This window comes from Teichococcus aestuarii (assembly GCF_042651065.1).
Lineage (GTDB): Bacteria > Pseudomonadota > Alphaproteobacteria > Acetobacterales > Acetobacteraceae > Pseudoroseomonas > Pseudoroseomonas aestuarii.
The window spans coordinates 23,788-42,961 of record NZ_JBHSCH010000025.1 but is presented as its reverse complement, the minus strand read 5'-3'; the positions used below and the strand labels follow the sequence as shown (position 1 = coordinate 42,961).

General features: G+C 72.4%; 22 protein-coding genes. 18 read left to right on the top strand and 4 right to left on the bottom strand.

Going from position 1 to position 19,174, the window contains the following annotated elements; genetic code table 11:
* Positions 1-189 precede the first annotated feature (189 nt).
* Positions 190-831 (bottom strand): aspartate/glutamate racemase family protein, encoded by a 642-nt coding sequence (locus ACFOY6_RS11800; RefSeq protein ID WP_109514966.1) that lies wholly within the window; start codon positions 829-831, stop codon positions 190-192.
* Between the two features lie 148 nt (positions 832-979).
* Between ACFOY6_RS11800 and ACFOY6_RS11795 the strand changes: the two genes are divergently transcribed.
* The 5 genes from ACFOY6_RS11795 to ACFOY6_RS11775 all read left to right on the top strand — a co-directional run bounded on the left by ACFOY6_RS11795 (position 980) and on the right by ACFOY6_RS11775 (position 4,488).
* Positions 980-1,474 carry a DUF983 domain-containing protein gene (locus ACFOY6_RS11795; protein WP_379635084.1) on the top strand — a complete coding sequence of 165 codons (495 nt, stop codon included), beginning with the start codon at positions 980-982 and terminating at the stop codon, positions 1,472-1,474.
* On the top strand, positions 1,467-1,937 hold the full coding sequence (locus ACFOY6_RS11790; protein WP_109514964.1) for a UPF0262 family protein: 471 nt from the start codon (positions 1,467-1,469) through the stop codon (positions 1,935-1,937). The genes ACFOY6_RS11795 and ACFOY6_RS11790 overlap by 8 nt, the downstream gene beginning before the upstream one ends.
* Positions 1,938-2,039: 102 nt before the next feature.
* Complete coding sequence (mtnA, locus tag ACFOY6_RS11785; RefSeq protein WP_379650885.1) at positions 2,040-3,143, top strand: S-methyl-5-thioribose-1-phosphate isomerase; 1,104 nt, start codon at positions 2,040-2,042, stop codon at positions 3,141-3,143.
* A 113-nt stretch (positions 3,144-3,256) separates the two neighbouring features.
* On the top strand, positions 3,257-4,120 hold the full coding sequence (locus tag ACFOY6_RS11780) for a transporter substrate-binding domain-containing protein (protein ID WP_379650883.1): 864 nt from the start codon (positions 3,257-3,259) through the stop codon (positions 4,118-4,120).
* Positions 4,121-4,185: 65 nt separating this feature from the next.
* Positions 4,186-4,488 carry a plasmid stabilization protein gene (locus ACFOY6_RS11775; RefSeq protein WP_109514961.1) on the top strand — a complete coding sequence of 101 codons (303 nt, stop codon included), beginning with the start codon at positions 4,186-4,188 and terminating at the stop codon, positions 4,486-4,488.
* A 25-nt stretch (positions 4,489-4,513) separates the two neighbouring features.
* Here ACFOY6_RS11775 and ACFOY6_RS11770 read toward each other — a convergent pair whose 3' ends face one another.
* Positions 4,514-4,927 carry a rhodanese-like domain-containing protein gene (locus tag ACFOY6_RS11770; RefSeq protein WP_109514960.1) on the bottom strand — a complete coding sequence of 138 codons (414 nt, stop codon included), beginning with the start codon at positions 4,925-4,927 and terminating at the stop codon, positions 4,514-4,516.
* A gap of 128 nt (positions 4,928-5,055) precedes the next feature.
* On the opposite strand from ACFOY6_RS11770, the gene parA reads away from it, so the two are divergent.
* The 5 genes from parA to ACFOY6_RS11745 all read left to right on the top strand — a co-directional run bounded on the left by parA (position 5,056) and on the right by ACFOY6_RS11745 (position 9,121).
* The gene (gene parA / locus ACFOY6_RS11765; protein ID WP_379635094.1) at positions 5,056-5,688 is read left to right on the top strand and encodes a ParA family partition ATPase; all 633 of its coding nucleotides are present in this window, start codon (positions 5,056-5,058) and stop codon (positions 5,686-5,688) included.
* A gap of 5 nt (positions 5,689-5,693) precedes the next feature.
* The gene (locus ACFOY6_RS11760; protein ID WP_379650881.1) at positions 5,694-6,149 is read left to right on the top strand and encodes a CopD family protein; all 456 of its coding nucleotides are present in this window, start codon (positions 5,694-5,696) and stop codon (positions 6,147-6,149) included.
* Positions 6,146-6,598: a GNAT family N-acetyltransferase gene (locus ACFOY6_RS11755; RefSeq protein WP_379650879.1), complete on the top strand. Its 453-nt coding sequence runs from the start codon at positions 6,146-6,148 to the stop codon at positions 6,596-6,598. The genes ACFOY6_RS11760 and ACFOY6_RS11755 overlap by 4 nt, the downstream gene beginning before the upstream one ends.
* Before the next feature lie 97 nt (positions 6,599-6,695).
* A complete protein-coding gene (locus ACFOY6_RS11750) occupies positions 6,696-7,607 on the top strand; it encodes a DUF389 domain-containing protein (protein WP_379635100.1) in 912 nt (303 codons plus the stop codon).
* Between the two features lie 167 nt (positions 7,608-7,774).
* Positions 7,775-9,121, top strand: coding sequence for a methyl-accepting chemotaxis protein (locus ACFOY6_RS11745; RefSeq protein ID WP_379650877.1), 1,347 nt, complete (start codon positions 7,775-7,777; stop codon positions 9,119-9,121).
* 73 nt (positions 9,122-9,194) lie between these two features.
* Here ACFOY6_RS11745 and ACFOY6_RS11740 read toward each other — a convergent pair whose 3' ends face one another.
* On the bottom strand, positions 9,195-10,145 hold the full coding sequence (locus ACFOY6_RS11740; RefSeq protein WP_379635104.1) for a DMT family transporter: 951 nt from the start codon (positions 10,143-10,145) through the stop codon (positions 9,195-9,197).
* Positions 10,146-10,184: 39 nt separating this feature from the next.
* On the opposite strand from ACFOY6_RS11740, the gene ACFOY6_RS11735 reads away from it, so the two are divergent.
* The 6 genes from ACFOY6_RS11735 (at position 10,185) to glgX (ending at position 16,929) form a co-directional block, all read left to right on the top strand.
* Positions 10,185-10,838 (top strand): NUDIX domain-containing protein, encoded by a 654-nt coding sequence (locus tag ACFOY6_RS11735; protein WP_379650875.1) that lies wholly within the window; start codon positions 10,185-10,187, stop codon positions 10,836-10,838.
* Positions 10,838-11,554: an alanyl-tRNA editing protein gene (locus ACFOY6_RS11730; RefSeq protein ID WP_379650873.1), complete on the top strand. Its 717-nt coding sequence runs from the start codon at positions 10,838-10,840 to the stop codon at positions 11,552-11,554. Before ACFOY6_RS11735 ends, ACFOY6_RS11730 begins: the two co-directional genes overlap by 1 nt.
* A gap of 5 nt (positions 11,555-11,559) precedes the next feature.
* Positions 11,560-12,402, top strand: a complete 843-nt coding sequence (locus tag ACFOY6_RS11725; RefSeq protein WP_109514951.1) for a sulfurtransferase — start codon at positions 11,560-11,562, stop codon at positions 12,400-12,402.
* Positions 12,402-13,622 (top strand): cystathionine beta-lyase, encoded by a 1,221-nt coding sequence (gene metC, locus ACFOY6_RS11720; protein ID WP_379650871.1) that lies wholly within the window; start codon positions 12,402-12,404, stop codon positions 13,620-13,622. Before ACFOY6_RS11725 ends, metC begins: the two co-directional genes overlap by 1 nt.
* A gap of 88 nt (positions 13,623-13,710) precedes the next feature.
* Positions 13,711-14,682, top strand: coding sequence for a Bug family tripartite tricarboxylate transporter substrate binding protein (locus ACFOY6_RS11715; protein ID WP_379650869.1), 972 nt, complete (start codon positions 13,711-13,713; stop codon positions 14,680-14,682).
* A 93-nt stretch (positions 14,683-14,775) separates the two neighbouring features.
* On the top strand, positions 14,776-16,929 hold the full coding sequence (glgX, locus tag ACFOY6_RS11710) for a glycogen debranching protein GlgX (protein ID WP_379650867.1): 2,154 nt from the start codon (positions 14,776-14,778) through the stop codon (positions 16,927-16,929).
* A gap of 58 nt (positions 16,930-16,987) precedes the next feature.
* On the opposite strand, the gene ACFOY6_RS11705 is transcribed toward glgX, so the two are convergent.
* Positions 16,988-17,497: a Fur family transcriptional regulator gene (locus ACFOY6_RS11705; protein WP_109514947.1), complete on the bottom strand. Its 510-nt coding sequence runs from the start codon at positions 17,495-17,497 to the stop codon at positions 16,988-16,990.
* A gap of 64 nt (positions 17,498-17,561) precedes the next feature.
* Between ACFOY6_RS11705 and hisI the strand changes: the two genes are divergently transcribed.
* Entirely contained in the window at positions 17,562-17,969 is a 408-nt protein-coding gene (gene hisI, locus ACFOY6_RS11700) for a phosphoribosyl-AMP cyclohydrolase (protein ID WP_379635114.1), read from the top strand.
* On the top strand, positions 17,959-19,101 hold the full coding sequence (locus tag ACFOY6_RS11695) for a CobW family GTP-binding protein (protein ID WP_379650865.1): 1,143 nt from the start codon (positions 17,959-17,961) through the stop codon (positions 19,099-19,101). Before hisI ends, ACFOY6_RS11695 begins: the two co-directional genes overlap by 11 nt.
* Positions 19,102-19,174 lie beyond the last annotated feature (73 nt).

Below are 19,174 nucleotides of genomic sequence, written 5' to 3'. Positions count from 1 at the left end.
GCCGGCATGTGCGGACAGCGGCGGTAGGAGCGGCGCCGGGCGGGAGGGGAAGAGGCCTCCCCGGCTCGCCGAATGCCGCCGCCCCCTGGAGCAGATCGCGAGCAGGCTGCTTTGCCTGATCGCGTGAAGATGCTCGTGAAAACAACGAGCCGGAGCCTTTTCCGTGCGCCGGTGCGAGCGGAGTAGGCTCTAGCCTGTCGCCAGCAGCGCCTGCACCGCCGCCGCCTGGCAGGGCTCGATCACCGGCACGCCCGCAGCGTCCTCGACCGCCGCGCGGTGCCCGGCCATGCCGGCGCAGCCCAGGATGACGGCTTCGGCGCCCTCGGCCACCAGGGCCCGCGCCGTATCGCACAGCGCGCCGCGCGCCGCCTGCGGGTCGGTCAGCGTCTCCATCGGCAGGTTGAGGGCGATGCTGGCGGCCAGGCGCTGCTCCGCTCCCATCGCCTGCAGCGCACGCCGCTGCCGCGCCTTGGACGCCTCGACGAAGGCGATGACGCCGAAGCGCTCCGCCCGCGCCAGCGCCGCCGCCACCGCCGCGCGGAACGGGCCGAAGACCGGGCGCCGCGTCACGCTGCGCACCGCCTCCAGCCCGGGGTCGGACACGCAGGCGATGATGTAGGCCGCCGCCGGCTCGGCCTCGACCATGCGGCAGAGCGGCTCGGCCACGCCGTACCAGTCCCGCCAGGAGGCGATGGCGGGCGGACCGCCGGGCAGCGAGACCACCTCGAAGGGCGGCCGCCCTGGCAGGGCGAACTCCGCCAGGCTCTCGGCGATGCCGCGGGTGCAGCTTTCCGAGCTGTTCGGGTTGATGACGAGGATACGATGGCCCATCTGCCAGATATCCTCCGCCAGCCTGCGACCGCGCAAGGCCCCCGCTCGCGCGGCTGCTCTTGATCGCCGGGGCCGGACATGCGGTTATTGCACCGCACACGAAATGCCCGGCGACAGGGCTGAAAACGATAAAGCCAGGACCATGCCCATGGATCGCCCGCCCGAGCGCTGGGAGCCAGACCGCGCCGCCTCCACCGATACCGTGCCGCTCCCGCCGCTCACCACCATGCTGAAGCGGGGCGCCCTGAACCGCTGCCCGTTCTGCGGCGAGGGCAAGGTGTTCCGTGGCTATCTGACCGTGGTGCCGGAATGCAGCCATTGCGGCGCCGAGCTGGGCCGCCTGCGCGCCGACGACGCGCCGCCCTACTTCACCATCTTCATCGTCGGCCACCTCTTCGTCCCCGTCGTGTTCTGGGTCGAGAAGGCCTATGAGCCGCCGATGTGGCTGCACATGGCGCTGTGGCTGCCGCTCTTCACCATCGCCTCCATGCTCACGCTTCGGCCGGTCAAGGGCGCGGTGGTGGGGTGGATGCTGCGCCTCGGCCTGACCGGCAACGAGGGCGACGCCCCCGTGGTGCGCCGGCGCGACGGCACGGCCAAGCCCATGGTGGTGAATCCCTCGGTGCAGCGTGGCGATGGCTGACCAGCGGCTGGAGCGGATTGCCCTGCCGGACACCGCCCCCCTGCCCAACCCCTATGCCGAGGCCGACCGCGCACAGGCGGTGGCCGACCTGCTGGCCGGCAACCGCTTCGACCCCACCGGCCTGCCGCCCGGCCCCTATGTGCTGCATCTGGAGGTCCGCGACGGCCGCCTGGTCTTCGACATCCACGACACGCGCGATGCGCCGCTGCGCATCATCGCGCTGGCGCTCGGCCCGTTCCGCCGGCTGATCAAGGACTACCACATGGTGGTCGCCAGCCATGAGCAGGCGGTGACGGAAGGCGGTTCCGAGGCACGCATCCAGGCCATCGACATGGGCCGGCGCGGCCTGCACAACGAGGGCGCCGAGCTGCTCTGCCAGCGGCTGGATGGCCGCGTGACGCTGGATTTCGAGACCTCCCGCCGTCTCTTCACCCTGGTCTGCGCCCTGCACCAGCGGATCTGACCCGCCCGCTTCACATGACGCGGCGGCGGCAAAGCGCCTATATGCGGGGGCCGGAATTCTCCCCCCGCCCGCGCGCGGCCACACGGACGGAGCCTGCCCCCCATGAAGATCGACGGCGTTCCCTATCGCAGCGTCTGGGTTGACCCCGAGGATGGCTGGTCGGTCCGCATCCTGGACCAGACCCGCCTGCCCTGGACGGTCGAGATCCTGCGCCTCGTGGACGAGAAGCAGGTGGCGCACGCCATCAAGTCGATGCAGGTGCGCGGCGCGCCGCTGATCGGGGCCGTGGCCGCCTACGGGCTGGCGCTGGCGCTGCGGCGCGACGATTCGGACGCGGCGCTGGAGGCCGTGGCCGCCATGCTGGGCCGTACCCGCCCCACCGCCATCAACCTGCGCTGGGCGCTGGACCGCATGCTGCGCGCGCTGCGCCCGGTGCCCGCCGGCGCGCGCGCCGCCGCCGCCTACGCCGCCGCGGCCGACATCGCCGAGGACGATGTGGAGACCTGCCGCCGCATCGGCCAGCACGGGCTGCCTCTGTTGCAGGCGATCGCCGCCCGCAAGCCGGGCAAGCCCATCAACGTGCTGACCCATTGCAACACCGGCTGGATCGCCACCGTCGACTACGGCACGGCGCTCTCCGTCATCTACCAGGCGCATGATGCCGGGCTGCCGGTGCATGTGTGGGTGGACGAGACGCGCCCGCGCAACCAGGGCTCGGCGCTGACGGCGTGGGAGCTGGGCAAGCACGGCGTGCCGCACACCGTCATCGCCGACAATGCCGGTGGCCATCTGATGCAGCATGGCGAGGTGGACATCGTGCTGGTGGGCACCGACCGGGTGACGCGCCAGGGCGACGTGGCCAACAAGATCGGCACCTACCTGAAGGCGCTGGCGGCGCACGACAATGGCGTGCCCTTCTGGGTGGCGCTGCCGCATTCCACGCTGGACATGAGCGTGCGCGACGGGGTGCGCGAGATTCCGATCGAGGAGCGCGACGCGCGCGAGGTGCTGGAGACCACCGGCCAGACCTGGGATGGCCGCGTCGAGACGGTGCGCACCGCCGCCCCCGGCAGCGCCGGCCTCAACCCGGCCTTCGACGTGACGCCGGCGCGCCTCGTCACCGGGCTGATCACCGAGCGCGGCCGCTGCGACGCCTCCGAGACGGGGCTGCTCGGCCTCTACCCGGAGTTCGCGGCCGCCGCCTGAATGGCATGGAAGGGGGCGCGCCCCCTTCCCTCCGGGCGCGTGCCGTTGCACGCTTCTTGCAAGCCGGGCGGCCATTTCCGGCCGTAACCCGGCCCTCAGGGAGTGTCTCGCCGATGCGTCGTCTTGTCCTGTCCGCCTTCCTTGCCGCGCCGCTGGCGCTGGCCGCGCTCTCCGGCGCCGCCCACGCCCAGCAAGGAGGGGCCCAGCAGCCGCTGCGCACGGCGGTGGACGGCACCTTCGCCCCCCACGCCTTCCCCAAGCTCGATGGCGGCGTGCAGGGCTTCAACGTCGATCTGTTCACCGAGGTGGCGCGCCGCATGGGCCGCCCCGTCACCATCGACAGCGCCAGTTTCTCCGGCCTAGTGCCGGCGCTGAACGCCGGGCGCTACGACTTCCTGGCCGCGCCGGTGACGGTGACGGCCGAGCGCGCCGAGAACCTGCTCTTCACCGAGGGCTATCTCTACACCGAGTTCCAGTTCGGCATCCGCAAGGGCACGCCGCCGATCAAGTCGCTCGACGACATCCGCGGCAAGGCCATCGCGGTGAACAAGGGCTCCGCCTACGACGCCTGGGCGCAGAAGAACGCGGAGCGGTACGGCTTCACGGTGCAGACCTTCGACAGCCAGCCGGACGCGGTGCAGGCCGTCATCGCCAACCGCGTCTATGCCACGCTGGGCGGCAACACCACCATCCGCTACGCCGCGACGCGCGCGCCGATGCTGGTGCCGGACTTCACCATCAAGGAGACCCGCGCCCACTGGGCCGCGCCCTTCCGCAAGGACAATGCGGCGCTGCGCAACGCGGTGGAGAACGTGCTGGAGTGCATGAAGCAGGACGGCACGGTGGCCAAGCTCTCCGAGAAGTGGTTCGGCAGCAAGCCTGCGGCGGATGACGCCGAGAACACCGTCTTCCCCGGCTATGGCGTGCCCGGCCTGCCCGGCCACGACGCCACCGCGCACACGCCGAACTGTGGTTGAGCGGGCAGGCTGAGGCGGGAACCACGCGGCGGGCCGGGCGTTCCTTCGCCGGAAGGAGACCGGCCATGCCGCGTGGAGACAAATCGGCCTACACGGACAAGCAGAAGCGCAAGGCGGAGCACATCGAGGAAAGCTACGAGGCCCGCGGCGTGCCGGAGGAGGAGGCGGAGCGCCGCGCCTGGGCGACCGTGAACAAGGATTCGGGCGGCGGCAACAAGAGCGGCTCGGGCCGCGGCCACCCGGACAGCAACGCCGCCGCGCATGAAGGCGGCCAAAAGGGCGGCGAGGCTTCGGCCCACCGCCCGGCGGCGGCCCGCTCCGCCTCGGCGAAGAAGGCCGCCGAGACGCGCCGGGCGCATCAGCACTGAGGGGGCAGGCCGCCCCCTCCGCCGCTCAGCGCTGCCGCCAGGGCAGCCCCTCGGCCTTCCAGCCGGCCACGGTGCCGCGGTGGCCGCCCGCGTCCGGCGGCCCCTCGAAGCCGTCCGCCACGTTGTAGGCGTGCTGGAAGCCGGCGGCCTTCGCCGCCTGCGCCGCCGCCAGGCTGCGCGCGCCGGAGCGGCACAGGAAATACAGCTTGTTCAGCGGCGTCAGCCCGGCCTTGCGCAGATGGTCCGGGAAGGCGCCGTTCACCTGCATGCTGGGATAGACCTGCCAGGGGATCAGCACCGGCTGCTTGCCGGCCTCCCCGAGATCCGGCAGCCCGACGAAATTCCATTCGGCATCGGTGCGCACATCCACCAGCACGGCGTCCGGGTCCGTGCGCAGGCTTTCCCAGGTGGCACCCGGGGTCACGTCGTCGACGCTCATGGCGGAACTCCTCTGCGTGTCCAGTCCTTACAGTGTGGGGTCGCGGCGGCGCGGCGTCCATGCCACTGGCCCCGACGCGCCGGCCGGGGCAGGATGCGCGGCAGCGTCGGGCGGCAGGAGGGTTGGGGATGGCACTCGTGGTGGCGGTGGCGCAGCGCAAGGGCGGCGCCGGAAAATCGACCGTCGCGGCCACCCTGGCGACGGCGCTGGCGGCCAGCGGCCATGGCGTGGCCTTGCTGGACAGCGACCCGCAGCAGACCCTGGCGCGGTGGAACCAGGAGCGGCAGGGCCGCGCCCAGGCGGCCGCCCTGCGCTTCGAGGCGGTGGCCGGCTGGCGCATGCCGGCCACGCTGGACCGGCTGCGCCGTGAACACGACTTCCTGATCATCGACACGCCGCCGCACGCCGACACCGATTCGCGTATCGCCATCCGCGCGGCCGACCTGGTGCTGGTGCCGCTGCAGCCCTCGCATGCCGATCTGTGGGCGATGGACGCGACGCTGGATGTGGCGGCCGCCGAGCGGCGCGCGGTGCGGCTGCTGATGAACCGCGTGCCCCCCAGCGGCCGCCTGCGCGACGAGATCGCCGCCGAGCTGGCGCGGCGCGGCCTGCCGGTGCTGGCACCCACGCTGGGCAACCGCACCGCCTTCGCCAGCGCCTTCGCGCAGGGGCTGGGGGTGGCGGAAGCCGCGCCGCGTGGTACCGCCGCCGACGAGGCGCGTGCCCTGGCGCGCGCCATCGAGGACCACCGCAAGGAATGACCGGGATGACGCTTGTCTATGTGCTGCACCTGCTGGGGGCCGTGCTCTGGGTCGGGGGCATGGCTTTCGCGATCCTGGCGCTGCGGCCGAGCCTGGCCACGCTGCCCGGGCCGCAGCGGCTCGCCGTGCTGGGGGGCGCCTACCGCCGCTTCTTCCTGGTGGTGTGGCACGCCATGCCGGTGATGCTGGCCAGCGGCTACGCGCTGCTGTTCGGCTGGTATGGCGGCTTCGCCGGCTCGGGCTGGCACATCCACACCATGCACCTGACCGGGCTGATCATGTCGGCCGTGTTCCTGGCCATCTTCTTCGGGCCGTGGAAGGCGATGCGCGCCGCCCTCGCCGCCGGGCAGGATGCCGCGGCGGCCGCGGCGGCCGACAAGGTGCGCCGCCTCGTCACCCTCAACCTCGTCATCGGCCTGCTCACCGTCATCGTTGCCGGCTGGGGGCGCTTCGGCGGATGAGCCTGGCGGCCGGGATCGAGCTGGTCCCCGACAACAAGGGGCCGGAGGCGCAGGCGGTGCTGGCCGGCCTCGCCACGCACCGCCGCGCCGCCATGGAGGCGCGGCCGGAGGCGCTGGAAGCACACCCGCTCTGCTTCCTGCGGCGGGATGCCGGGGGCGTCATCCGCGCCGGGCTGGTGGGCGAGGTGACGATGGACTGGCTGTTCATCGACAAGTTCTGGGTCGATGAGAGCCTGCGCGGCCAGGGCACCGGCAGCGCCCTGCTCGCCGCCGCCGAGGCCGAGGCGCGGCGCATCGGCGCGGTGGGGGCGCATCTCTACACCAGCAGCTTCCAGGCGCCGGCCTTCTACCGCAAGCACGGCTTCCAGGAGATCGGCCGGCTGGAAGGGCGGCCGCGGGGGCACCACCGCCTCTGGTTCGCCAAGCGCTTCGGGGCGCCGGCCGGCTGAGGGCGCCGCCGCCGGGGCGGCTTCCGAACCCGCCCTGGCTGGCGCGGTTCTCCTGCGGCGGGCGGCTCCTCGCCCGCCATCAAGGAGGCCTGCCGGCATGTCGCGTACCATCACCATTCTGCTGCCTCCGGAAAGGACCGACGCGGTGGCCGCCCGGCTTGGCGGCTGCGAAGGCGTGGTCGGGCTGGGCCTGCAGCGTGGCGGCTCGCTCAAGCCGGCCGGCGACGTGCTCACGGTGCAGGCCACCAACCAGGGTCTCGCGGCGGCCCGGCAGGTGCTGGATGAGCACGGTATCGGCACGGATGTCGGCCTGGTGACGACCGGCAACCCCTCCAGCCTGATCGCCGCCCAGGGCCAGGACGCCATCAGCTGCGAGGATGACGAGGCGGACTGGGAGGAGATGAACACCCTGATGCGCCAGGACACCAACATCGGCAGCAACTTCCTGCTGGCGATGTTCCTGGCCGGGGTCGTGGCCGCTGCGGGCCTCTGGACCGACACGCTGCACATCGTCATCGGCGCCATGGTCATCGCGCCCGGCTTCGAGCCGATCCTGCGCGTGCCCTTCGGCCTGCTGGGCGGCCGGAACCAGGCGACGCTGCATGGGCTGAAATCCACCGCCGGCGGCTATGCCGCCCTCCTCCTCGGCGCCGCCCTCGCCATGCTGTTCCTGGGCATGGCCTCGCCCTCGGCCGCCAGCCTGGGCGAGCAGCACTGGGTGCAGTACTGGACCAAGGCGGAGATCTCCTCGGTGCTCGTCTCGCTGGCGGCCGGGGCCGCCGGGGCGGTGATCATCGCGGCGCAGCACTCGGTGCTGACGACCGGCGTGATGATTGCGCTGGCCCTGATCCCCACCATGACGATCGTCGGCATGGCGGTGGTCAGCCTGGAATTCGTGCTGGCCGGCAAGGCGCTGCTGCGCTGGGCCCTCGACGTGGTCTGCGTCGTGGCGGGCGGCGGCAGCGTCTTCCTGCTCAAGCGCCGGATGCAGCACCGCGGCGCCGCCTGAACCCGGCGCCGCCCCTAACCGGGCGGCGGACCGGGGCGCCAGGAGGTGTTTATTTGTGCGGATGAGGCAATAAGCCGAAACTTGGCCATTCCTTCCGCTTTGTGCAGGCGGCCGGCGACCAGCCGGCTGCCCATCAGGCTGCCTTCCCGCATCGAGGACTACCCCCCGTGGACACACCCCAGGCCCGCGCGAATCTGCTGGCCGCCTTCCAGCTGAGCGAAGCGGACCTTTCGGCGCTGCGCGCCCAGGCGCCGCTGTTGCAGCAGCGGCTGCCCTCGCTGATCGAGAGCTTGCAAGCCCGCTTCGCGCCCTGGCCCGAGATCCAGTCCGCCCTGGCCCGGCCCGAGGTGCACCGCGTGCGGCTGGCGCACTGGCTGCGCCTGGCCAGCGGCCAGCTGGACGAGGGCTTCACCGCCTCCGCCCGCGCCCTGGCCGATGCCTTCTACCGCCATGGCGTGCCGGGCTACGCCGTGGCCATTTGCCACGCCACCGTGGCGCATGGCGTGGCCGACATGCTGGCGGAGGCGCTGGCGCCGCGCGGCCTGGGGCGCCTGTGGCCCTTTGCCGCCCGGCGGCGGGCCGCCGGGCTGCGTGCCGCGCTGGTGCGCGTCGCCTGGCTGGACCTGGAGGTGCTGCTGGAGAGCTACGCCACCGCCGAACGCGCCAGCCGGCAGGCGGCGCTGCACGCCCTGGCCGGCACCTTCGAGGCGCGGGTGAGCGGCGTGGTGCAGGGCGTCGGCGCCTCCGCCGGCGCGCTGGACCAGGCGGTGCAGGTCATGTCCGGCACCGCCGGGCGGATGGGCGGTGCCTCGCACACCCTGGCCGAGGTGGCGCAGGAGGCCAGCACCACGGTGCAGACCGTGGCCAGCGCCACCCAGGAGCTGACGGCCTCCGTGGACGAGATCCGCCGCCAGGTCTCGCATTCGGCGCAGATGACCGCGCGCGCGGTGGAGGATGCCCACCGCACGGACACGGTGGTGCAGGCGCTGGCCGAGGGCGCCAGGCGGATCGACGACGTGGTGGGGCTGATCAGCAGCATCGCCGGGCAGACCAACCTGCTGGCGCTGAACGCCACCATCGAGGCGGCGCGCGCCGGCGAGGCCGGCAAGGGCTTCGCCGTCGTCGCCTCCGAGGTGAAGAACCTGGCCAGCCAGACCGCCCGCGCGACGGAGGAGATCAGCGGCCAGATCGGCCAGGTGCAGGACGCGACGCGCGAGGCGGTGGCGGCGATCGAGAACATCGCCCGCGCCATCGGGGCGGTGGGCGAGGTTTCCACCGCCATCGCCGCCGCCGTCGAGCAGCAGGGGCAGACCACGCGCGAGATCGCCGCCAGCATCCACCACGCCGCCGAGGGCAACCGCAAGGTCAGCGCGCTGGCCGCCGGCCTGACGCATGGCGCCCAGGAGGCCCAGGGCGTCGCCGCGCAGCTCACCGGCGCCGCCGGCGCGCTGGGCCGGCAGACCGACAGCCTGCAGGAGGCGGTCGGCGCCTTCCTGGCCGAGGTGCGGAGCTGACCGGCACGCCAGGGCCGGCATCCCGGCCCTGGCGTGCTCCCTCAGCCACCGCCCCCCGCACCGCCCCCCGGCCTCAGCGCTTCACCCCGAGCCGCACCTCGCGGTGCCAGATGTAGAGGCCCGAGGCCACCAGCACGGCGATGCCGGCGAAATCCCAGCCATCCGGCCGCTCGCCCCAGACCAGGATGCCCAGCGTCATGGTCCAGAGGATGCCGGAATACTCGAAGGGCGCGATCAGCGTCGTCTCGCCGCTGCGGTAGGCGGCCGTCATCAGCAGCTGCGCCAGGGCCGAGACGAGGCCCACCGCCGCCAGCAGCCCCCATTGCGCGGGCGTCGGCCAGACCCAGCCGGGAATCGCCGCCGCCGCCCCCACCACGCTGCCGCCGATGGCGAACCACAGCACGATGGCGGCGCCGCTCTCCCCCTGCGCGCCCATGCGGCGGATGGTGATCATCGCCAGCGCCCAGGCGACGGCGCCGGCCAGCACCGCCGCCACCGCGCCGCCCGGCAGCGCGCCGCCGCCGAAGCCGGGGCGGAGCATCAGCAGCACGCCGGCGAAGCCCACCAGCACCGCGCTGCACCGGCGCCACCCCACCTTCTCCCCCAGCAGCGGGATGGACAGGGCGGTGAGGAACAGTGGCATGGTGAAGCCCAGCGCCGTGACGGTGGCCAGCGGCAGGTGGACATAGCCGTAGAAGCTGCCGAACATGCCGATCAGCCCGTAGACGATGCGCTGCACATGCGACCACGGGTTGCGCGTGGCCAGGACCGCGCTCCGCCCTCCCGGCGGGGCGGTGGCCAGCGCCAGGGCCAGCAGCACCGGGATCGCGAAGAGGTTGCGGAACAGGATGACCTGCATGACCGGGATGGCCCCGCCCAGCAGCTTCACCGCCACGGCGGCGAGGGCGAAGGTGAGGGCTGCCCCCATGACGCAGAGGATGGCGCGGCGGCGCGCGGCGAGCAGCGCGCCCCTGTCGTCAGGACGGGCCGGCGGGGCATGGACGGAGGAAATGGGGCGGCTCATGATTGTGGCGTTTCCAGACGAGGTTAGGCTGCCCCCCGCATGAAGGCCAGACCATCCCCGCGGCACCCCAAGGCGCCGCCGGTGCCGCCGCACCCGCTCTACCTGCCGGAGAGCGACGAGGTTGCCTGGTCCGGCCGCTTCGCGCTGCAGGTCGTGCGCTTCCGCTACCGGCGCAGCGACGGCACGCCCTCCGCCCTGCTCACCTGGGAGATGTGGCGGCGCGGCCAGGGCGTGGTGCTGCTGCCCTACGACCCGCGCACCCGCCGCGTCGCGCTGATCGAGCAGTTCCGCCTGCCCGCCCTGGCCGCGGGCGAGGAGCCGGTGATGCGCGAGTGCCCCGCCGGCCTGCTCGGCGAGGGCGAGGACCCCGAGCGCGCCGCGCGGCGCGAGGCGGAGGAGGAGACCGGGCTGGTGCCCGACCGCGTGGAACCGATCGGCCAGTTCATGCTGATGCAGGGCGGCTGCGACGAGCGGATGCACTTCTACTGCGGCCGCGTCTCCCTGCCCGAGGCAGGGCTGCTCGGCCTGCGCGGGCTGGAGGCGGAGGGCGAGGAGACGCGCATCCTGGTGCTGCCGCTGGACGAGGCCCTGGCCCAGCTCGCCCGCAACGAGATCCGCAACGTCACGGCGGCGATGTCCCTGCTCTGGTTGCAGGTCAACGCGCCGCGCCTCGATACCGAATGGATGGATTGATGACAGAGACGCTGTTCCGCACCGAGCCCTATGCCCGCGAATGCACCGCCACGGTGGTCTCCTCGGGGCCGGAGGGCGTGGTCCTGGACCGCACCGTGTTCTACGCCCAGGGCGGCGGCCAGCCGGGGGACACCGGCTGGCTGCGCTGGGCGGGGGGCGAGATGCCCGTGAGCAACGCGGTGAAGGGCGAGGCCGGCGCGGTGCTGCACCTGCCGGCGCCCGACGCGCCCCTCCCCGCCCCCGGCACCGAGGTCACCGCCGCGCTGGACTGGCCGCGCCGCCACCGGCTGATGCGGATGCACACCACCCTGCACCTGCTGTGCAGCCTGATCCCCGGCGCCGGCGTCACCGGCGGGCAGATCGGGGTGGAGAAGTCGCGGCTGGATTTCGACCTGGCCGAGCCGCCCACCAAGGAATGGCTGAGCGAGCGCCTCAGCGCGCTCGCCGCCGAGGACCACGCGGTGGGCGAGCGCTGGATCACCGAGGCGGAGCTGGACGAGAACCCGGGCCTGGTGCGCACCCTCTCGGTGAAGCCGCCGCGCGGCGCCGGGCAGGTTCGGCTGGTGCGGATCGGCGCCGAGGCCTCGCCGGTCGATCTCCAGCCCTGCGGCGGCACGCATGTGGCGCGCACGGGGGAGATCGGCCCCGTCACCGTCACCAAGCTCGAGAACAAGGGCAAGCAGAACCGGCGCGTCTACATCACGCTGGAGGGATGAAACGCATGAACAACCTCGTTTCCACCGAATGGCTGGCGGCCGAGCTCGGCAAGCCGGACCTGCTGGTGTTCGACACCACCAAGTACCTGCCCAACGAGCCGAAGGACGCGCTGGCCGAATTCGCCGCCGCGCACATCCCCGGCGCCGGCTTCTTCGACATCGACGCCGTGGCCGACCCGGAGACGGACCTGCCGCACATGGCCCCCACCCCGGGCCGCGCCGCGCGGATGCTGGGGCAGCTCGGCATCTCCAACGCCCACCGCGTGGTGTTCTACGATCAGAAGGGGCTGTTCTCGGCGGCGCGCGGCTGGTGGCTGATGCGGCTGTTCGGCCACGAGAACGCCGCCGTGCTGGATGGCGGCCTGCCGAAATGGCTGGCCGAGGGCCGCGCCACCGCCACCGGCGCCCCCGCCACGGCGCAGAAGCAGGATTTCTGGGCCGATTTCATCGCCCGCCGCCTCGCCGGCATCGGCGACGTCAAGCGCATCGTGGCCGACCGCTCGGCGCTGATCCTCGACGCCCGCGCCAAGGGCCGCTTCGACGGCACGGCGCCGGAACCGCGGCCCGGCCTGCCCTCCGGCCACATGCCCGGCGCCGCCAGCGTGCCGATCACCGAGCTGCTGGCGCCCGACATGACGATGCTGCCGCCCGAGCGGCTGCGCGCCCGCTTCGCCGAGGCGGGCGTCGATGGCAGCAAGGCGCTCGTCACCTCCTGCGGCACCGGCGTCACCGCCTGCGTGCTGGCGCTGGGGCTGGTGCAGGCCGGCCTGCCCGAGCCCGCCGTCTATGACGGCTCCTGGACCGAATGGGCCAGCCGCCCCGAAACCCCGAAGCAGAGCACCCCCTGATGCCCGACGACGTTCCCCACGGCCCGAAGCACGGCACCAACACCGGCCATGGCTTCGCCACCCGCATGGCGCATGGCGGGCGGCCCGGCGTGCGCGAGCATGGCTTCGTCAACACCCCGGTCCATCGCGGCTCGACGGTGCTCTACCCCTCCTGCGAGGCGCGCGGCGCGCTGAACGCCCGCTCGCTCGAGCAGGTGATGACCTACGGCACCGCCGGCGGACCCACGCATTTCGCGCTGGAGAACATGGTGGCCGAGATCGAGGGCGGCACCCGCGCCCTCATCACCGGCACCGGCCTCGCCGCCTGCACCCTGCCGCTGATGGCCTATCTCTCGGCGGGCGAGCACTGCCTGATCCCCGACAGCGTCTATGGCCCGACGCGCCGCGTGGCGGAGGGGATGCTGAAGCGCTTCGGCATCGAGACCAGCTACTACGACCCGACGATCGACGCCGCCGGCCTGCAGGCGCTGCTGCGCCCGAACACGAAGGTGCTCTACACCGAGAGCCCGGGCAGCCACACCTTCGAGATGCAGGACATCCCGGCCCTGGCCGAGGTGGCGCATGCCCACGGCGCCAAGGTGCTGATGGACAACACCTGGGGCATCCACCACTTCCAGCCCTTCACCAAGGGCGTCGATGTCTCGATCCAGGCGCTGACCAAGTATGTCGGCGGGCATTCGGACGTGCTGCTGGGCAGCGTGACCGTGGCCTCGGAGGAGGACTGGGTGCGCGTGGCCTCGGCGGCGCGCGAGATCGGCCACTACGCCAGCCCCGATGATTGCTGGCTGGCGCTGCGCGGCCTGCGCTCCATGCCGATGCGGCTGAAGCACCAGTACGAGGCGGGGCTGGCCGTGGCGCGCTGGTTCGAGGGCCGGCCGGAGGTGCTGCGCGTCATCCACCCGGCCCTGCCCAGCCACCCGCAGCACGCGCTGTTCAAGCGGGACTTCACCGGCGGCTGCTCGCTCTTCGGCGTGGTGTTCCAGCCGCGCTACGACGTGAAGCAGATCAACGCGGTGGTGGACGGGCTGAAGCTGTTCGGCATCGGCGCCTCCTGGGGCGGCTATGAGAGCCTGGCGCTGCCCACCACCCAGTACATCACCCGCACCGCCACCGATGCCGGCGTGCTGCAGGGCCCGACGGTGCGCTTCCACATCGGCCTGGAGGAGACGGCCGACCTGATCGCCGACCTGGAGGCGGGGCTGGACGGCCTGCCGCGCTGAGGGCGGGCGGCGCGGGGCGCGCCTGTCGCCACCCCGCGCCGGCCGGTGCTAGCCTCCCCCTCCGAACCAGAAGAACGGGGGAACATCCATGCCGAACCGGCGCCATGTCCTGGCCGGGGCCGCCGCCCTGGCCCTCGCGCGGCCGGCCCTGCCGCGGGCCGAGACCTATCCCAGCCGCTCTGTCAGCCTCCTCATCGGCTACGCGCCGGGCGGGCTGACCGATGTGATGGTGCGGCTGGTGGCCGAGCGGCTGCAGCAGGAGCTCGGCCAGCCCGTGGTGGTCGAGAACCGCACCGGCGCCGCCACCGCCATCGCCGCCACCGCCGTGGCGCAGGCGCGGCCGGATGGCCACACCCTGCTGGTCGGCACCAACAGCCTGGCCATCAACCCGGCGCTGACGCCCGGCGCCACGCCGGCGGACCCTCTGGCGGCCTTCGCGCCCATCGGCGAGGTCTATTACAGCCCCTTCGCCCTGGCGGTGCGCCCGGAAGTGCCGGCGCGGGACCTGGCCGGGCTGATGGCGCTGGCGCGCGAGAAGCCGGGCCACCTCAACTACGGCAGCTCCGGCTCCGGCTCGGTGAACCACCTGCTGACCGAGCTGCTGCTGCAGCGCGCCGGCGCGCAGATGACGCACATCCCCTTCCGCGGCGCCGGCCCCGCCCTGCTGGAGCTTCGCACCGGCCGCATCGACCTGTTCTACGCCACGCCGCTCGACGTGCGGCCGCTGGTGCAGGAGGGCAAGGCGCGGCTGCTGGCCATCTCCTCGCCCGGGCGCATCCCGAGCCTGCCGGAGCTGCCCTCGGTGGCGGAGAGCTTCGAGGGCTGCGCGGGCGTGCTGTGGCAGGGGCTGTTCGCGCCCGCCGGCACGCCGCCGCCGGTGCTGGAGCGGCTGCACGGCGCCCTCCGCGCCGCCCTGGCGGACCCGGCGCTGCGCGCCCGGGTGGAGAACCAGGGCGTGGTGCTGATGGACGGGGACGCCGCCGCCCTGCGCCAGCGCCTGGCGGCGGAGATGGCGCTCTGGCCGCCCGTCATCCGCGAGGCCGGCATCACGCCCGGCTGAGCACACCGGACCGCGAGGGATTTCCGCCGCGCCCCGCAACCCGGGGCGCGGCTGCGGCGCTTAGCCAGGGACTCCCCCAACGAGGACCTCCCTGTGCCCCCCGCGATCAACGTCTCTCGTATTTCCGAAGGGCGGCCCAACCCCCTGGGCGCCACCTGGACCGGCCTGGGCGTGAATTTCGCCCTGTTCTCGGCCCATGCCACCAAGGTTGAGCTCTGCCTGTTCGACGCCAGCGGCGAGACCGAGCTGGAGCGGATCGAGCTGCCGGAATACACCAACGAGGTGTTCCACGGCTTCCTGCCCGATGCACGGCCCGGCACCATCTACGCCTACCGCGTGCACGGCCCCTACGCGCCGGAGGAAGGCCATCGCTTCAACCCCAACAAGCTGGTGCTGGACCCCTACGCGCTGAGCCATGTGGGCGACCTGAAGTGGGACCACGCGCTGTTCGGCTACACCATCGGGCACGAGGCGGAGGACCTCTCCTACGACGAGCGCGACAGCGCGCCCTTCATGCCGAAATGCCGCGTGGTGGACCCCGCCTTCACCTGGGGCAATGACCGCCGCCCGCGCATCCCGTGGGAGCGCACCATCTTCTACGAGGCGCATGTCAAGGGCGTCACCAAGCTGCACCCGCTGGTGCCCGAGGATCAGCGCGGCACCTATGCCGGCCTCGGCAACCGCGACGTGATCCGGCACATCAAGTCGCTCGGCGTCACCTCGGTCGAGCTGCTGCCGATCCACTTCTTCCTCAACGACGACTACCTGCTCGAGAAGGGGATGATCAACTACTGGGGATACAACTCCCTGGGCTTCTTCTCGCCGGCGCGGCGCTACGCCCGCAACCAGGACTTCGCCTTCGCCGAGTTCAAGGAGATGGTGGCCCGGCTGCACGATGCCGGGCTCGAGGTCATCATGGACGTGGTGTACAACCACACGGCCGAGGGCAATGAGCGCGGCGCGACGCTGTCCTTCAAGGGCATCGACAACGCCAGCTACTACCGCCTGCTGCCGGACCAGAAGCGCTACTACATCAACGACACCGGCACCGGGAACACGGTGAACCTCTCCCACCCGCGCGTGCTGCAGATGGTGACGGACAGCCTGCGCTACTGGGTGAACGAGATGCATGTCGATGGCTTCCGCTTCGACCTCGGCACCATCCTGGCGCGCGAGCCGCACGGCTTCGACGACCAGTCCGCCTTCCTCAAGGCCTGCAACCAGGACCCGGTGCTGGCCGACGTCAAGCTGATCGCCGAGCCGTGGGACATCGGGCCGGGCGGCTACCAGGTGGGCAACTTCGCCCCCGGCTGGGCCGAGTGGAACGACAAGTACCGCGACACGGTGCGCGCCTTCTGGGTGGGCGAGGAAGGCAAGGCGGCCGATCTCGGCAACCGCCTCTCCGGCTCGGCCGACCTGTTCGACCACCACGGACGCAAGCCCTGGGCCAGCGTGAACTTCCTGGCCGCGCATGACGGCTTCACGCTGAATGATCTCGTCACCTACAACGAGAAGCACAACGAGGCGAATGGCGAGGAGAACCGCGACGGCCATTCGCACAACTACTCTTACAACTACGGCGTCGAGGGCCCGACCGACGACCCGGAGATCAATGCGCTGCGCGAGCGGCAGATCCGCAACATGCTGGCCACGCTCTACTTCAGCCAGGGCACGCCGATGCTGCTGGCCGGCGACGAGTTCGGCCGCACCCAGCAGGGCAACAACAACGCCTACTGCCAGGACAACGAGATCTCCTGGCTGGACTGGGAGTGGGACGACAAGGGCAAGCGCCTAGCCGCCTTCACCCGCCGCCTGGCCCGGCTGCGGGACCGCTTCCCCGTGCTGCGCCGCGGCCGCTTCCTCTCGGGCGAGTTCCATGAGGCGAGCGGGGTCAAGGGCCTCTCCTGGTTCAAGCCCTCGGGCGAGGAGATGGACAGCGCGGACTGGGAGGACCCCAACACCCGCTGCTTCGCCCGGATGCTGGACGGGCGGGCGCAGGAGAGCGGCATCCGCCGCCCCGGCCATGACGTGACGCTGCTGCAGATCATGAACGCCCACCACGACGCGGTGGAGTTCACCCTGCCGGAGAGCCAGGGTGGCCGCGCCTGGATCCGCCTGCTGGACACCAACATCTTCGGCACCGAGAAGGACGTGGAGGACAAGTTCGAGATCGGCGAGAGCTACACCGTGACCGGCCGCTCCCTGCTGCTCTTCTACCTCGACAAGGAGGAGCCGGAAGGCAACTGACGGAACGCCGTGGCAGGAGGGGCGGCGCCTCCCCTGCCACGCCTCAGCCGGCCGCGCCTCAGCCGGCCGCGCAGCCGGCGCAGAGGCCCTCGACCTCCACCGTGGCGTTGCCGATGCGGAAGCCCGCGCGCCGGGCCGCGTCGTCGAGCGCATGCGCCACGGCATGGTCGCTCAGCTCCACGGTCAGGCCGCATTGCCGGCAGATGAGGAACTGGTGGGCATGGTCGTGCCCATGCCCCTCATGGTGCGCGTGCCCGGCCTCGACGCAGCCGATGAAGGCGTTGAGCCGCTCCACCTTGTGGATCAGACCCTGCTCCAGCAGGAAATCCAGCGCCCGGTAGACGGTGGGCGGCGCCGCCCCCGGCCGCTGCGCCTTCAGCCGGTCCAGCAGCGCATAGGCGCCGAGCGGCTGCTCCGCCTCCAGCACCAGCTCCAGCACCTGCCGGCGCAGCGGCGTCAGCTGCACGCCGGCGCGCAGGCAGCGGGCCTCGGCCGCGTGCAGCGCCTGCTCCACCCCGCCCGGCGCGCCGTGGGGCATCCCCTCCGCGCCACCCTGCCCTGCCGCCATGCGCTCTCTCCCGAACCGTCACAGATGTTATATAGTAACCCGACCTGAGTGGAGAAACCGCCCCATGCCGGTTGCCGAACCCGATGCCCGCGCCCGCTTCCTTGCCGCCACGCGGTTCAACGAGCAGGGGCTGGTGCCTGCCATCGCCCAGGACCATGCCACCGGCGAGGTGCTGATGATGGCCTGGATGAACGCCGAGGCCCTGGAGGAGACGCTGGCCACCGGACGTGTGGTCTATTTCAGCCGTAGCCGCAACGCGCTCTGGCGCAAGGGCGAGACCTCCGGCCAGGAGCAGCATCTGGTGGACCTGCGGCTGGATTGCGATGGCGACACCATCCTGGCGCTGGTGACGCAGAAGGGCGTGGCCTGCCACACCGGCCGCCGCTCCTGCTTCTACCAGGCGCTGCGCGAGGGCGAGCTGGTGCCGATCGCGGCGCCCGAGATGGACCCGGCGGTGCTCTATGGCCGTTGATCCGGGGGCCGTTGATCCGGGGGTTGCTGAGGCTCCGTCCTTCCCGCTGCCGGTCACGCTGCTGACCGGCTTCCTCGGCGCCGGCAAGACGACGCTGCTGAACCACCTGCTGAAGCAGCCCGCGATGGCCGGCACCGCCGTGCTGATCAACGAGTTCGGCGAGATCGGGCTCGACCACCTGCTGGTGGAGACGGCCGACGAGGATGCGGTGCTGCTGCAATCCGGCTGCCTCTGCTGCACCATCCGCGGCGACCTCGCTTTGGCGCTGGGGCGCATCGCCGGGCGGGTGCGGCAGGGCCAGGCGCTGCGGCGGGTGGTGATCGAGACCACCGGCCTCGCCGACCCGCTGCCCATCCTGCAGACGCTGATGGCCGAGCCCGCCGTGGCGCGGGACTTCGTGCTGGATGGCGTGGTGACGCTGGTGGACGCGGTGAACGGCGCCGCCACGCTGGATGCCCAGCCCGAGGCGGTGCGGCAGGCGGCGGTGGCCGACCGGCTGCTGCTGAGCAAGACCGACCTCGCCCCGCCCGCCGCGCTGGCGGCGCTGACCGCGCGGCTGCGCGCGCTGAACCCGGGGGCGGTGCCGGTCGCCGTCACCGGCGGCGCGGTGGCGCCGGAGGCCCTGCTGGGCTGCGGCCCCTTCGACCCCGCCACCCGCACCCCCGAGCTGCGCCACTGGCTCGACGAGGCGGCCTGGGCGGAGCACGGGCATCACCATGGGCACGGGCATGAGCATGGGCACGGGGACCACCACCACCATGGCCATGCGCATCATGGCCACGACCCGAACCGGCACGATGCGCGCATCCACGCCTTCTGCCTGACCTACGACACCCCCCTGCCCTGGGAGGGGCTGGCCACCTGGCTGGAGGTCCTCACCGCCACGCGGGGCGATGCGGTGCTGCGGGTGAAGGGCATCCTGGACCTGGAGGGACAGGACCGGCCGGTGGTGATCCATGGCGTGCAGAGCGTCTGGCACAATCCCACCTTCCTGCCGGCTTGGCCGGCGGGGCAGCCGCGCCGCTCGCGGCTGGTGTTCATCCTGCGCGACCTGCCGCGCAGCGCCATCGAGGAAGGACTGGCCGCCTTCTGCCAGGCCGCGGCGGCCGAGGCGCGCATCGCGGCCGGCTGAGCCGGCTGCGCCGTGGCCGTTCTCCAGCCCGTGCTTTGACGGGGCCAAACCCAGGCGCTTCCCTGGCTTTAAC

Bases quoted from the DNA above. Each gene is read 5' to 3' on its own strand.
- ACFOY6_RS11725 (WP_109514951.1), top strand. From the start codon at position 11,560: ATGAACAACCTCGTTTCCACCGAATGGCTGGCGGCCGAGCTCGGCAAG.
- ACFOY6_RS11715 (WP_379650869.1), top strand. From the start codon at position 13,711: ATGCCGAACCGGCGCCATGTCCTGGCCGGGGCCGCCGCCCTGGCCCTC.
- ACFOY6_RS11755 (WP_379650879.1), top strand. From the start codon at position 6,146: ATGAGCCTGGCGGCCGGGATCGAGCTGGTCCCCGACAACAAGGGGCCG.
- metC (WP_379650871.1), top strand. From the start codon at position 12,402: ATGCCCGACGACGTTCCCCACGGCCCGAAGCACGGCACCAACACCGGC.
- ACFOY6_RS11780 (WP_379650883.1), top strand. From the start codon at position 3,257: ATGCGTCGTCTTGTCCTGTCCGCCTTCCTTGCCGCGCCGCTGGCGCTG.
- ACFOY6_RS11790 (WP_109514964.1), top strand. From the start codon at position 1,467: ATGGCTGACCAGCGGCTGGAGCGGATTGCCCTGCCGGACACCGCCCCC.
- ACFOY6_RS11760 (WP_379650881.1), top strand. From the start codon at position 5,694: ATGACGCTTGTCTATGTGCTGCACCTGCTGGGGGCCGTGCTCTGGGTC.
- ACFOY6_RS11795 (WP_379635084.1), top strand. From the start codon at position 980: ATGGATCGCCCGCCCGAGCGCTGGGAGCCAGACCGCGCCGCCTCCACC.
- ACFOY6_RS11750 (WP_379635100.1), top strand. From the start codon at position 6,696: ATGTCGCGTACCATCACCATTCTGCTGCCTCCGGAAAGGACCGACGCG.
- parA (WP_379635094.1), top strand. From the start codon at position 5,056: ATGGCACTCGTGGTGGCGGTGGCGCAGCGCAAGGGCGGCGCCGGAAAA.
- ACFOY6_RS11695 (WP_379650865.1), top strand. From the start codon at position 17,959: ATGGCCGTTGATCCGGGGGCCGTTGATCCGGGGGTTGCTGAGGCTCCG.
- mtnA (WP_379650885.1), top strand. From the start codon at position 2,040: ATGAAGATCGACGGCGTTCCCTATCGCAGCGTCTGGGTTGACCCCGAG.
- ACFOY6_RS11775 (WP_109514961.1), top strand. From the start codon at position 4,186: ATGCCGCGTGGAGACAAATCGGCCTACACGGACAAGCAGAAGCGCAAG.
- ACFOY6_RS11735 (WP_379650875.1), top strand. From the start codon at position 10,185: ATGAAGGCCAGACCATCCCCGCGGCACCCCAAGGCGCCGCCGGTGCCG.
- ACFOY6_RS11730 (WP_379650873.1), top strand. From the start codon at position 10,838: ATGACAGAGACGCTGTTCCGCACCGAGCCCTATGCCCGCGAATGCACC.
- ACFOY6_RS11705 (WP_109514947.1), bottom strand. From the start codon at position 17,497: ATGGCGGCAGGGCAGGGTGGCGCGGAGGGGATGCCCCACGGCGCGCCG.
- ACFOY6_RS11740 (WP_379635104.1), bottom strand. From the start codon at position 10,145: ATGAGCCGCCCCATTTCCTCCGTCCATGCCCCGCCGGCCCGTCCTGAC.
- ACFOY6_RS11770 (WP_109514960.1), bottom strand. From the start codon at position 4,927: ATGAGCGTCGACGACGTGACCCCGGGTGCCACCTGGGAAAGCCTGCGC.
- ACFOY6_RS11800 (WP_109514966.1), bottom strand. From the start codon at position 831: ATGGGCCATCGTATCCTCGTCATCAACCCGAACAGCTCGGAAAGCTGC.
- hisI (WP_379635114.1), top strand. From the start codon at position 17,562: ATGCCGGTTGCCGAACCCGATGCCCGCGCCCGCTTCCTTGCCGCCACG.